The sequence below is a fragment of the Salinibacter ruber DSM 13855 genome, from assembly GCF_000013045.1.
GTDB classification, from domain to species: domain Bacteria; phylum Bacteroidota; class Rhodothermia; order Rhodothermales; family Salinibacteraceae; genus Salinibacter; species Salinibacter ruber.
This window is the reverse complement of the sequence record NC_007677.1, coordinates 2,211,979-2,224,840: the sequence shown is the minus strand read 5'-3', so window position 1 is coordinate 2,224,840 and position 12,862 is coordinate 2,211,979. Positions and strand designations below refer to the sequence as shown.

General features: G+C 67.9%; 8 protein-coding genes. 1 reads left to right on the top strand and 7 read right to left on the bottom strand.

What is annotated here, in order from left to right; all coding sequences use genetic code 11:
* Positions 1-4: 4 nt before the first annotated feature.
* A complete protein-coding gene (locus tag SRU_RS09475; RefSeq protein ID WP_237701699.1) occupies positions 5-2,005 on the bottom strand; it encodes a peptidylprolyl isomerase in 2,001 nt (666 codons plus the stop codon).
* A gap of 358 nt (positions 2,006-2,363) precedes the next feature.
* Between SRU_RS09475 and gltX the strand changes: the two genes are divergently transcribed.
* Entirely contained in the window at positions 2,364-3,830 is a 1,467-nt protein-coding gene (gene gltX, locus SRU_RS09470) for a glutamate--tRNA ligase (RefSeq protein ID WP_112904198.1), read from the top strand.
* A gap of 33 nt (positions 3,831-3,863) precedes the next feature.
* On the opposite strand, the gene SRU_RS09465 is transcribed toward gltX, so the two are convergent.
* The 6 genes from SRU_RS09465 to SRU_RS09440 form a co-directional block, all read right to left on the bottom strand.
* A complete protein-coding gene (locus SRU_RS09465; RefSeq protein WP_011404537.1) occupies positions 3,864-6,230 on the bottom strand; it encodes a glutamine--tRNA ligase/YqeY domain fusion protein in 2,367 nt (788 codons plus the stop codon).
* A 92-nt stretch (positions 6,231-6,322) separates the two neighbouring features.
* Positions 6,323-6,868 carry a hypothetical protein gene (locus SRU_RS09460; protein ID WP_011404536.1) on the bottom strand — a complete coding sequence of 182 codons (546 nt, stop codon included), beginning with the start codon at positions 6,866-6,868 and terminating at the stop codon, positions 6,323-6,325.
* 44 nt (positions 6,869-6,912) lie between these two features.
* Positions 6,913-7,950 (bottom strand): methylmalonyl Co-A mutase-associated GTPase MeaB, encoded by a 1,038-nt coding sequence (gene meaB, locus SRU_RS09455; protein WP_011404535.1) that lies wholly within the window; start codon positions 7,948-7,950, stop codon positions 6,913-6,915.
* Between the two features lie 44 nt (positions 7,951-7,994).
* The gene (gene scpA, locus SRU_RS09450; RefSeq protein WP_011404534.1) at positions 7,995-10,148 is read right to left on the bottom strand and encodes a methylmalonyl-CoA mutase; all 2,154 of its coding nucleotides are present in this window, start codon (positions 10,146-10,148) and stop codon (positions 7,995-7,997) included.
* Between the two features lie 64 nt (positions 10,149-10,212).
* On the bottom strand, positions 10,213-12,234 hold the full coding sequence (locus SRU_RS09445; RefSeq protein WP_112904191.1) for a methylmalonyl-CoA mutase family protein: 2,022 nt from the start codon (positions 12,232-12,234) through the stop codon (positions 10,213-10,215).
* 59 nt (positions 12,235-12,293) lie between these two features.
* Positions 12,294-12,857: a TrmH family RNA methyltransferase gene (locus SRU_RS09440; RefSeq protein ID WP_011404532.1), complete on the bottom strand. Its 564-nt coding sequence runs from the start codon at positions 12,855-12,857 to the stop codon at positions 12,294-12,296.
* Between the last annotated feature and the right edge of the window lie 5 nt (positions 12,858-12,862).

Genomic DNA, 12,862 nt, shown 5'->3' with positions numbered 1-12,862 from the left:
GCGATCAAGGGGCGGTGGGGGCGTCACTGACTGGGGGGCGGAGGCGTTCCGGGAACGCCTCCGCGTCGTAGCGCTCCCGAAGCCGGCGCAGCACCCGCCGTTCAAGGCGGTCCTGGTGATCCTGGACGACGCGGCGTCGGGCCTCCTCGAACCGCATGGGACGGGGCGGAAGGCGGGCGTCCCGGATCAAGAATAGCCACTCCTCGCCGTGGGGCAGCGGGCCCACGGCCTCCCCGTCGGCAGCAGCGCGGGCCGACCGGTAGACGTCCGCGGAGCGGTCGGTGACGTATACGGTGTCGGTCGAGACCAGGGAATCGGTCGCGGCCGCATCGAGGACGGCCGTGATCGACGAATCGCGTTCGTAACGCGTGGCGTAGGGGCGGAGCACCGAGTCTGCGGGGGTGCGGAGCACGAGGGTCCGGACGCGCTCCGGAAACTGATACTGCGTGCGGTTTTGCCGGTAGGTTTTGCGGAGGCCGGCCGTGTCCCGGGCCGCGGCCGTCCAGACCGAGTCCTGCACGTAGTGGAAAAGAAGCGTGCCGTTGCGGTACTTTTGAACCTCACGACGGAGGGCCGGGTCGGTCTGGGCGCGGCGGGTCGCGGCGTACTGGAGGGCCTTCTCGTTTAGAAACGACTCCATCAGCTCCGCGACGGTCGTTTGGGCGCCCCCGTCGGTCTGCATGAGGTGGCGGGCCATCTGGTCGACGGTGTAGACCGAGTCGCCCAGGGTGGCCGCCGGGCGCGCAGCGCCCGACAAAGTATCGGCATGCGTGAGGAGGGGGCGAGCGAGCGAATCCACCGAGCCGGCCCGTGCGATTGTGAGAAGCCGTGCGGTGTCCGCGGCGGCCCCCACCTCCGCACGAACCGTGCGGGCGAAGGCGGCCGTGCGCTCCTCGGCCCGCGGCTGGCCGACGAGGCGGTCCTTCAGTTCGCTGTACGCCTCGTCGAAGGAGGGCCGCTCCGACCGGTCGATGAGCTTCAGAAGGTGATATCCGAAGCGGGTCTGAACGATGCCCGACACCGCACCGGCCGAGTCGAGTGCCGCTACGGTTTTGCGGAGGGGCGGTGGGAGCGCCCGGGGCGTGACCTCCCCGAGGGCCCCGCCCTTTGAGGCCGACTGCCGGTCCTGGGAGTACTCTCGGGCCGCCGCGGCGAACGACAGGGGGCCGTCCCGAATTTCCGTCCGGAGGGAGTCGAGCAGGCGGCGGGAGGTGGCGCTATCGCCCTGCGGGCGGCGCAGGATGTGGGCCAGCTCGACGGGTTGCGCCGCGGGCCGTCGGTCGTGGACCTTGAGAATGTGGTAGCCAAACTTGGTCCGAAAGATGTCGCTCGTCCCGCCGGGCGGAACCGCGTACATGCGATCCTCGAACGGCTCCACGATGTCTCCGGCCTGGAGATAGCCGAGCCGGCCTCGGTATCCGCGACGCCCCTCCGTGCGGGCCGCTGGGGCGTCGGAGTTTCGTAGCGCCAGGTCACCGAACGGGACGCCCCGCCCGACCGAGTCGGCAATGGCCTGGGCTTCGCGGTAGGCCGCGAGGGTGTCCGAGGACGAGGCGGGGCGGATTAAGATGTGGCTTACGTCCACGGCCTGGGTCCGGCGCTCGTACAGGGTGCGCGCGAGGGGCGCGTACACTTCCGTCCGCAGAAGTTGGGGCCGGGCCCGCTCCTGCCGGTAGTCGTGGACCTCCCGGCGGATGCGTGGGAGGGTGTCCAGCCCGGCGTCACGGGCGGCACGCACCTTCAGGCGAAAGTGGAGGTACCGATCGAGGAAGTCCCGGTAGGCCCGGAGGGAGCTATCGGCCGCAGCTTGGGGGCCACCCGCGGCGTCGACGAAGGCCGAGTCCAACTCAGCCAGCGTGAGGGTCGTATCGGCGTAGCGGGCGACGATCGCGTCGTCGGGGGGCGGAGCGCTGGAGGGGACTTCGGTGGCCTCTGGGCCGCTACTGCAGGCCATGCCGAGGACGGCGAGGAAGAAAACGCCGACCGTGCGTCCGAGACGAATCATGGAGGGAGGAGGCCGCACAAATGGGGCACCGGTTTGACGAGAGGCCCGGAGAAACATTTACATGCTACCGACCCGGACTCGCAGATTCCAACCGAAAGCCCTCGTCTGCACCAGGGATTGATACGAAGCCGTGTCGCCATGCTCGACTGGTCTCGGCGACAGTGGGAATTGTGCTTCGCAAATCCCCCGCCAATTCCAGTGCGTGGGGGAACCGGGGGGCGACCCCACTTTACAAAGTGCCGTCTGATAACTCCGCACCGCGTGTTGTTTGGTCGGCGCTGTTCGATCAGACACGCCAGGGCGGGTGGGCCCGTGCCCTGTCTCGACTTCTTTCTCTGACGCACCGATCTCGTCCACGATGGCTTCCGACGCCCCTGTTCGTGTTCGCTTCGCACCAAGCCCGACCGGTCGCCTCCACATCGGTGGGCTGCGAACGGCCCTGTATAACTATCTCTTCGCCCGCAAGCACGACGGCGATTTCGTGCTGCGAATCGAGGACACCGACCAGGCCCGCTACGAACCCGGGGCCGAAGACGACATTCGGGAGGCCCTCGCCTGGACGGGGCTGGAGCACGACGAGGGCCCCGAGCAGGGCGGGGACTACGCCCCGTACCGGCAGTCCGAGCGCTCGGAGCACTACCACGAGTACGCCCAGAAGCTCGTTGAGGCCGGCCGGGCGTACTACGCCTTCGACACGGAAGAGGAGCTCGAAGAGCTACGGGAAGAGCATGGGGCATACGACGGCTCGACGCGTCGCCAGATGCGAAATTCGCTGACCCTGTCCGACGAGAAGGTCGAACAGCGCATCGATGAGGGCGACGACTACGTCATTCGGCTCAAGGTCCCGCGCCAGGAGTCGGTGCAGGTCGAGGACGAAATCCGCGGCACCGTGTCCTTCGACACCTCGGAAATCGACGACCAGGTGTTGGTGAAGTCCGACGGCATGCCCACCTACCACCTGGCCAACATCGTCGACGATCACCTCATGAACATCTCGCACGTGATTCGGGGCGAGGAGTGGCTCTCGTCGACCCCGAAGCACGTGCTCATGTACGATGCTCTAGGGTGGGAGCCGCCCGCCTTTGCGCACCTGCCGCTGATTCTGAGCCCGAACGGCGGGAAGCTCTCGAAGCGGGACGCCAACGAGCTGGGCATTCCGGTCTACGTCATGGACTACCGGGAGGCCGGCTACGAGCCCGAGGCGCTCCTCAACTTTCTCGCGCTCCTGGGCTGGAGCCCCGGGACGGAGGAGGAGCTCTTCGCCCTCGACGAGATGGTCGAGACATTCAGTCTCGATCGTGTGGGGGCCAGTGGCGTGCAGTTCGACCTCGACAAGCTGCGCTGGGTCAACGAGCACTACGTCCGCGCCCTCTCGGTCGACGCGCTCGCGGAAAAGGCCCGTCCCCACGTGGAGGCGGCCGGCTACGACGTGAGTGACGATCGCCTCCAGACCATCTGCGGGCTGGTCCAGGATCGCATCCAGGTGGTGCCGGAGGTCGTGACCGACAACCGCTACTTCTTCGAGGACCCGGAGGCGTACGAGGAGGCGGGCGTGGAGAAGCGCTGGAACGAGGAATCCGCCGACCTTCTGCTCGCCTACGCCGATCGGCTGGAGGGGGTCGATGCCTTCGACACGGACACGGTGGAAACGGAGCTCCGGGACCTGGCCGACGAGAAGGATGTGGGGGCCGGCGCCATCATCCACCCGTCTCGCCTTGCCGTGAGTGGGCGATCCTACGGGCCAGGCGTGTTCGGCCTGCTCGCCGCGGTGGGGAAAGAGGCCTGCATTCGCCGGATGCACCGGGCGGTGGAGGCGCTCGGGTAGGGAGCGGTCGGGAGGCGCGCGGCCCGATCAGCCTCAGGCGGAGGGGTCAAGTTCCTGCTGCAGAAGCTCGCGGGCAAGCTCGGGACTGGCGGCGCCGTCGGTGGCGTCCATCACCTGCCCCATGAAGAAGCCGATCAGTCCTTTCTTGCCGTCGCGGTAGCGGCTTACCTCGTCGGGGTGGTCGTCGAGAACGGACTGAACGGTGGGGCGGAGGGCCTCGGTGTCGTCCACCTGGCGCAGGCCGCGGTCGTCCACAATGCGTTCAGGGGACCCCCCGTCTTCAAGGAGCGCGTCTAGAACCGCGTCGCCCCCGCGGGTGGAGATGAACTCCGTGTCCACGAGCCGCACCAGTTCCGCGAACGCGTCCGGTCCGAACGGAAGGTCCGCTACCGTCTGGTCCTGCAACCGGCCGAGGAGCTCGTTGACGGTCCAGTTGGCGACGGGCACCGGGGCGTCGTAGTGCGCCAGCGCCTGTTCGAAGAAGCCCGCCAGTGCGCCGTTCCCGGCGATGGTGGCGGCGTCTTCCCGGTCGATGCCCAGCTCGTCGTGGAATCGGTCGAACCGGTCCCGTTGGGCGTCGTCCAGATGCTCGGCGGGGTCGGTCTTGCCGTCGAGCGAGCGCCGTCTCTGCTCCTGTTTGCGCTGCTCCTTGGCCCGCCGTCGCCGCGCCAACTCCTCCTGCGTAAGTCCGTCTTCGTCCTCGCCCCACGTGTCGCGGAGCGGCACGATTTGGTTGTACACGAGCGCGTCCGGGCGGGACGCCTCCGGGTCCGGCCAGAAGTAGCCCTGCCGCTCAAACTGCACCCGCTGGTCGGCCTCCAGGTCGCGCACGGCCGGCTCCAGAACGCCCTGTCGGACGTTGAGCGAGTCCGGGTTGAGAAACTCGGTGAAGTGCTCGTCGCGGGCGTCGGGGTCGGGCACCTCGAAGAGGCGGTCGTAGAGCCGCGCCTCGAACGGAAGGCCGTGGGCGGCGGAGACCCAGTGCAGCGTGCCCTCCGGGGAGCGCCCATCGGGGGCGGTGCTGTCGCGCGTCTCGGGGTCGATGGTGCCGCGCAGCTCCGTCACGACGCCGTCCTCGTCCCGCACGACCTCTTCACAGGTAAAGAAGTAGGCGTGGCGCAGGCGCACCTCGCGACCCGGGGCGAGCCGGATGAAGTCCTCGGGCGGGTCCTCCCGGAAGTCGTCCCGCTCAATGTAGAACTCGCGGGTGAAGGGCACCGGCCGCGTCTCGTCCTTGTCGATGTCGCGCGGCCAGTGGTTCGCGTCGATCCAGTCGACCGCGTCCGCGTCCACGTTCGTGGCCACCACCTTCAGCGGGTCGAGCACGGCCATCACCCGGGGGGCCTTCGCGTTCAGGTCGTCGCGGAGCGCGTGCTCGAAGTGGCCGATTTGGACGCGGCTCTGCGACCGGGTCACGCCCACCGTTCGGCAGAACGAACGGATGGCGCTCGGGGGCACGCCCCGGCGGCGGAGGCCCGAGATCGTGGGGAGGCGCGGGTCGTCCCACCCCCCCACGAGGTCTTCCTCGATCAGGTGACGGAGCTTCGTCTTGCTCATCACCGTGTAGCCGAGGTTGAGCCGGTTGAACTCGTACTGCCGGGGGCGGGACGGGAGTTCGTTCTCGTCCAGGCAGTGCTCCATCACCCAGTCGTACACGCGCCGGTTGTTGTCGAACTCCAGCGTGCAGAGCGAATGGGTGATGTTCTCGATGGCGTCCTCCAGCGGGTGGGCGTAATCGTACATCGGGTAGATGCACCATTCGTCCCCTCGCCGGTAGTGGTGGGCGTGTTTGATGCGGAAGAGGAGGGGATCCCGCATGATCATGTGCGGGGAGCTCATGTCGATCTTCGCCCGCAGCACGTGCTCGCCGTCGTCGAACTCCCCGTCCCTCATTTTGCGAAACAGCTCCAGGTTTTCCTCGACGGATCGGTCGCGGTACGGCGACGGGGTGCCGGGCTCGTCCACCGTCCCGCGGTACTCCCGAATTTCTTCCTCGCTGAGGCTATCGACGTACGCGTCGCCCTGCTCGATGAGCGTCACCGCGTACTGGTAGAACTGCTCGAAGTAGTCGGAGGCGTGGTACTCGTGCTCCTCCCAGTCGTACCCCAACCACTGCACCGCCTCCTTGATCGACTCGACGTACTCGGTGCTCTCGGTGTCCGGGTTTGTGTCGTCGAACCGGAGGTGACAGCGGGTGTCGGCCCGGTCGGCGTAGTCGTGCTTGATGCCAAAGTTGAGGACGATGGACTTCGCGTGCCCGATGTGGAGATAGCCGTTCGGCTCGGGCGGGAACCGGGTGACGACCCGGCCGTCGTACGTTCCGTGCTCCAGGTCCTCGTCGATGATGTCGTAAATAAAGTTGTCGCGCGGGCGCTCGGCCGAAGGGTCCGACGTGCTCACAAAGGGGAAAGGCTTGAGTTGAGGCGTTTTTCGAAAACAGTCAGACTATTGAAAGTCCGCGGCTTCCCGAAAGATCCGCCCGTTCTCGCAGGTCAGTCGCAGTCGCCAGCCTCCCGCAGGAGAGAGCGGCACTCCAGAACCCCTGGTTTGTCCACCGCGGTGGCACTCCGAACGCGACGGGCAAACAGCGACGCCGAGCGGAACTGCGACCGGGTGCGGGACTGGCGCCGGGTCGTCACCTCCCACTGAGACCGGCGGAGAACCCCCGTGAACCGGCCGTCTTCGATGTACCCGGAGATGCGGAGGTCCCGGAGGTCAATCTCCAACCGAGAGTCGCGTACCCTCACGCTGGCGCGCAATCGACCGAGTCGCTGATCGCGCACGACGCCCCGCAGGTCTCCGTCCTGCATGGTGATGCGGAAGCGGCCCTGGTCGAGGGGGGCAATGTCCTCGACCTCGTACGACCAGGTGCCCACCGCCGCGGCCCGAGCCGCGACTTCGTCCTGCGCCGACCGGGATGAGGCACACCCCCCTAGAAGTCCCGCCCCGAGAACGAGCAGAAGGAGGAGCCGAATGCGGTGGGGAGGAAGCATGGCGAGCGGAGACAGCGTATCCGGGCGGCCAAGGAGGTCGGGCAATATTGTTAAAATTTAGTGAGTCGGGCGTTCCGGGACGTGAGGCGCTAGCTCGTTGAATCACGGTAGATGGACAGGAGCCGTTCGGCGGCGGCCAACGAGCTGAGACGTCCGTCCTGGAGGGCCTCCTCCACGTCCCCCCGTGCCGCCTGGACGTCGGGATCGGAAAAAAACTCCTCGTGCAGCCGCTGCTCAATGGCCTGCTCCATCCAGTGCTGCGCCTGTCGGCGGCGCTGCTCTTCAAAGAAGCCGGTCTCCTGCGTGTAGGCGCGGTAGCGCTCCACGGCGCCCCACACCTCGTCGATGCCCGCGCCGGTCTGCGACGAACACGTGAGCACGGGGGGCTCCCACCCGGAGTCGGGGTCCGACAAGAGGCGCAGGGCCTTTTCGTACTCGGCGCGCGCCGCCTTGGCGGGGGCCCGGTTGTCCCCGTCCGCCTTCGTGATGGCGATGGCGTCAGCGACCTCCACGATGCCTCGCTTGATGCCCTGCAGCTCGTCGCCGGCGCCGGCCAGGGCGAGGAGCAGGAAAAAGTCGACCATCGAGCGCACGCTGATCTCCGACTGGCCGACCCCCACTGTTTCGACGAACACGGTGTCGTACCCGGCCGCCTCGCACAACAGAATGGCCTCGCGGGTTCGGGGGGCCACGCCCCCGAGGGTGCCCGCGGTGGGGGACGGGCGAATAAACGCGTCCTCCTCGGAGGCCAGGGTTCCCATCCGGGTCTTGTCCCCGAGAATGCTGCCCTTCGACCGCTCGCTGCTGGGGTCGACCGTCAGGACGGCGAGGTGGCGGCCCGCCGCCACGAGCCGCTGCCCGAGGGCTTCGATGAACGTGCTCTTGCCGACGCCGGGGACGCCGGTGACGGCCACCCGAATCGAGTCGCCACTGTGGGGGAGGCATTCCTCCACGACCGTCCGGGCGGTGTCGCGGTGGTCCGGGCGGGTGCTCTCCAGCAGGGTAATGGCCTGGCTCAAGGTGACCCGGTTCCCGTCGAGAATGCCGGTCACGTAGTCGGCGGCCGACCGTGCATCCGAGCGGGACGGCCGGGACTGGTGGTCGAGGTTGGGATTGAGGGGAGCCACAACTGAGGGAACTGCAGGTGCCTGCGGCGGAGAAGTGCGGTCGGTTACGCCCCGATGGGCGCCTCCTCGTCGTACCGGTCGAGGAGTACGTCGAGGATCTGGGTGGCGGCCTCCGCGATGTTGGTGCCGGGGCCAAAGATGGCGGCCACGCCCTGGTCGTAGAGCGTCTCGTAGTCGTCGTGCGGAATGACGCCCCCTACCACCACGAGAATATCGTCCCGCCCGTACTGCTGCAGGGCGTCGATGACCTCCGGCACGAGCGTCTTGTGGCCGCCGGCGAGGCTGGAGATCCCGAGGATGTGGACGTCGTTCTCGACGGCCTGGCGGGCCACCTCGTCCGGGGTTTGAAAGAGCGGGCCGACGTCCACGTCGAAGCCCACGTCGGCAAACGAGGTCGCGATGACCTTCGCCCCGCGGTCGTGCCCGTCCTGGCCCATCTTGGCCACCATGATGCGGGGGCGTCGGCCGGCGGCCTGTGCGAAGCGGTCGGCCCGGTCGCGGGCCGCGTGGAAGTGGTCGTTGTGGTCGGCTTCCGAGGCGTACACCCCCGAGATGGTTTCCGTCCGCGCCGTGTGCCGGCCGAACACGTCTTCGAGGGCCGACGAGATTTCGCCCAGGGTGGCCCGCTTGCGCGCCGCGTCCACGGCACGAGCCAGCAGGTTGCCGTCGCCCGTCTCGGCGCTTTCGGTCAGGGCGTTCAGCGCGTTTCGGACCGCAGCGTCGTCCCGCTCGTCCTTGATGCGATCGAGGCGCTCGAGCTGTGCGCACCGGACCGCCTCGTTGTCCACCTCCAGCCGTTCGACGGGCTCGTCGGCCTCCGTCTGATGGGCGTTGACGCCCACGATCGTCTCGGCGCCGGTGTCGATGCGGGCCTGCTTGCGGGCGGCGGCCTCCTCAATCTTGCGTTTGGGGAGGCCCTGCTCGATGGCGCGTGTCATGCCGCCCTTTTCTTCGACTTCTTGGATTAGCGTCCACGCGCGCCGGGCCAGCGCGCCGGTGAGGTGCTCGACGTAGTAGGAGCCGGCCCACGGGTCGACGGCCTCCGTGATGTCGGTCTCGTCTTGCAGGTACAGCTGCGTGTTGCGGGCGATTCGGGCGGCGAACTCGCTGGGCAGCGCGATGGCCTCGTCCAGCGCGTTTGTGTGGAGCGACTGTGTGCCACCGAACGCCGCGGCCATCGCCTCGATGGTTGTGCGCGCCACGTTGTTGAACGGATCCTGCTCGGCGAGGCTGTAGCCGGAGGTCTGGCAGTGGGTCCGCAGGGCCATCGACTTCGGGTTCTCCGGGTCGAACTGCTTCACGAGCTTGGCCCACAGCATCCGCCCGGCCCGCATCTTCGCGATCTCCATGAAGTGGTTCATGCCGATCGCCCAGAAGAAGGAGACCCGCGGTGCAAAGTCGTCGATGCCGAGCCCGGCGTCGAGCCCAGTGCGCAGGTACTCCAGGCCGTCGGCCAGCGTGTAGGCCAGCTCAAGGTCCGCCGGGGCCCCCGCCTCGTGCATGTGGTAGCCGCTCACGGAGATGGCGTTGAACCTCGGCATCTCCGCGGCGCAGTAGGCGAAAATCTCCCCCACGATCCGCATCGAGGGCTGCGGCGGGTAGATGTACGTGTTGCGCACCATGAACTCCTTCAGGACATCGTTCTGGATGGTGCCCGCCAGCTCTTCGTGGGCGACGCCCTGCTCCTCCGCGGCGGCGATGTAGAAGGCCATCACGGGAAGCACCGCCCCGTTCATCGTCATCGAGACCGACACGTCGCCGAGCGGGATGCCCTCGAACAGGCGCTTCATGTCCTCAACCGTGTCGATGGCCACGCCGGCCTTGCCCACGTCGCCCCGCACCCGATCGTGGTCGGAGTCGTAGCCCCGATGTGTGGCCAGGTCGAAGGCCACGGAGAGCCCCTTCTGGCCGGACGCGAGGGCCTCGCGGTAGAACTTGTTGGACTCCTCCGCGGTCGAAAAGCCCGCGTACTGCCGGATGGTCCACGGCCGAAACTTGTACATGGTCGTGTACGGCCCGCGGAGGTAAGGGGGGAGGCCCGCGTCGAAGTCAAGGTGATCCAGGTCCTCGAGCGCGTCGGGCCCGTACACCGGTTCGACGTCAATCTGCTCGGGCGTCGACCACGTCGCGTCCCCCGTCGGCGTGGCGTCGGCCTTGGAGGGCGGGTCGTACTGGATGTCGGAGAAGTCGGGACGCATAGGCTCTTGGGGTTGAGTGAGTGAGGCGTGACGCGTGATGCGCGAGCGGCTGGGTCCGTACGCATCACGGATCACTCATCACATCGATGCCAAGGCGGTCCTGGAGCATTTCGAGCGTTTCTTTCAGGGGGCTGCCCTGGTGGACGAAGAAATCAGCGGCGTTGTCAACGTCGATGTCGTCGGGCGCACCGGCGATCCCGAGGAGGGCCTCCCGGTCGCGGTCGGCAAGCGCCGCGGCGAGAGCAGGGGCCAGGTCGGCGTAGCTGTCGTTCGAGCTGCAGAGGACCACGGTGTCGGCGTCCTTCTCGACTGCGGCGTCGGCCACCGCGTCGACGGACTCGAACTTCAAGGGCTCCGTAATCGCAAACCCTGCCACGCCGAGGAAGTTGCGACAGAAGTTCGAACGGGCGCTGCGGACGGCGGGCGGGCCGAGTGGGGCGAGCAAGACCTGCGGCGGCCCGTCGTGGGACTCGGCGTGCGCCTCGGTCCGGAGGCGGATGGCTTCGAGCTCCTCGGCAAGCCGGATCTGGGGCAACGGGTCGATTCCGGACGAGTCCGACTGGAGGGCCGAGGCCACGTCCTGGGGCGCGTGGCCGTCGCGGAGGGCCGTTCGGAGCGCATCGGTGGACGAGGCGTCGAGGGAGGCGGGGGAGTCTCCGTTCGCCGACGAGGCACGGCGTACCACGAGGTCGTCCCGCCGCCGTTCATCGAGGGCGGGATAGTGCGTGGTGCCCACGAGCACCTGGTCCCGCTCGTCGAGGGCCCGTCGCCGTTCCGTCCGCGTCTCGGCAATTTGTGTCTGCAGGGTGCCGGTGCGAAGGGCCTGTACAATCCCCCCCTCCGCCTCGAGGTCCTGAAACTGAGCCCAGGCCCGTTGGGCGAGCCGGTCGGTCAGGGTCTCGATGTAGTACGACCCGGCGGCCGGATCGGCCACCTGGTCGAAATGCGCCTCGTGGCGCAGGATGAGTTGTGTGTTGCGGGCAATGCGGAGGCCGAACTCATCGGGGGGCCTCACGGCGCCGTCGTAGGGCCGGATAGTGAGTGCATCGCAGCCCCCGAGCGCCGCGGCCATGGCCTCGGTGGTGGCCCGAAGCATGTTCACGTACGGGTCGTAGATCGTCTCCACACGCCGAGAGGTCGTGGCGTGGACAAAAACGTCGGCGGGGGCCACGCTGAGGGACGCCCCAGTCTCAGAAGCGAATGCGTCGACGACCTGGGGCACGAGAAGGCGGAGGGCGCGGAGCTTGGCCATCTCGACGAAGTAGGAGGTCGAGACGGGCACGCGGACCTGTAGGTTGTCGAGGAGGGCGGGAAGCGGGAGGCCTCGTTCCGTGCTTCGGGCGAGGCGTTCGGCGAGGGCCCCGAGCGCGCCGGCCAATTCCTGAACGGCCGACGCCCCCGCGTCGTGGTACGGACCGGTATCGACGGTCACCGTGCGGAAGTGCGGCAGTTCTGCAGCGTCCGCCGCAAGGTCGTCGGCGAGCGAGAACGCCTGGGCCGGGTCGGCGCCCGACGCCACCGCCGCCACGGGATCAAACAGAAGCGATCCCTTGGGGGCACTGGGATCGGCCGGCGTGCCCGAGAGGTGTTCACGGAGCAGTGCGTACAGCGGAGGGGCGGCCGAGCCCCCGCCGAGGTGCAGGGGGGTGTCTGCCAGATCGATCCCGTCGAGGATCGGAGCGAGATTGTCCGCAGAGCGGGGCGCGGTGTCAGGGGCACCGGCGTGCAGGAACGGGGGGGCAAGTTGAAGGGCATCGGCCCCCCCGCCGACGGCAGCCCGGGCGTGCTCTCCCGCCACCTCGGGGTCGGGGTGTCCGATGGGTTGGCACACGGTCCACGTGTTGGCCGGCCCGTCCCCGGAGTGGGCCAGCGGCGGATGGCCCCCTTCCGGGTCGGTGTGTAGGGCCTCCCGCAGGGCCTCGGGGGCGAGGTACGCCGGGAGCGACATCCCTTCGAGGGACGACCATCTCAGAAACGCCTCCGGGGACGTGCCGCCGAGGTCCGATCGCACGTGCTCGTGCCACTCCGCAGGAGCGACCGCGTCGAACTCGTCGAAGAGCGGTGGAAACGCTTCCGATTCGGACATGAAAGGAGGAGAGATGGTTGCCGAAAGCGGGAGGGGAGGAGCGGGGAGAACGCCCTGATCTACTCCATACGATCTTCGTCTCCAGGCGGTCCGAGGAGGGTCCGCGAGCGACGGATCAGGTCGTAGACCGCGATGCCGTAGGCGACGCCCACGTTCAGCGAAATCTTGGCGCCATACTGAGGAATTTCGAGGGCGAGGTCGACCGCGTCTAGCACATCCGGCTCGATTCCCCGCACCTCGTTGCCCACCACGAGCGCGATCGGAAAGGCATCGGCCGGGGCCGCGTCGGGACGCTGCGTGTGGTCTGTCTGCTCAAGGGCCGCGATCGTGTACCCGGCGTCTTTCAGGTCACGGAGAAGGGGGCGTGGCTCGTCGTGCTGGCTCCACTCCACGGCGTCCTGTGCGCCGAGGGCGGTTTTGTGAAGGTCTTTGTGCTCCGGGGTGCCGGTAAAGCCGGTGAGGTGAATGTGCTCGATGCGGGCCGCGTCGGACGTGCGAAACATCGATCCGACGTTGTGGATCGAGCGCACGTTGTGCACGACGAGCCGCACGGGGTGCTTTGGCAGTGTTGGGATCTCTTCGGGAGCCGGCCGCTCAATTTCATCCCAACTAAGCTTGCGCATGAGGC

Excerpts from the sequence above, each read along its gene's own strand:
- SRU_RS09475 (WP_237701699.1), bottom strand. The coding sequence starts at position 2,005 with ATGATTCGTCTCGGACGCACGGTCGGCGTTTTCTTCCTCGCCGTCCTC.
- gltX (WP_112904198.1), top strand. The coding sequence starts at position 2,364 with ATGGCTTCCGACGCCCCTGTTCGTGTTCGCTTCGCACCAAGCCCGACC.
- scpA (WP_011404534.1), bottom strand. The coding sequence starts at position 10,148 with ATGCGTCCCGACTTCTCCGACATCCAGTACGACCCGCCCTCCAAGGCC.
- SRU_RS09445 (WP_112904191.1), bottom strand. The coding sequence starts at position 12,234 with ATGTCCGAATCGGAAGCGTTTCCACCGCTCTTCGACGAGTTCGACGCG.
- SRU_RS09440 (WP_011404532.1), bottom strand. The coding sequence starts at position 12,857 with ATGCGCAAGCTTAGTTGGGATGAAATTGAGCGGCCGGCTCCCGAAGAG.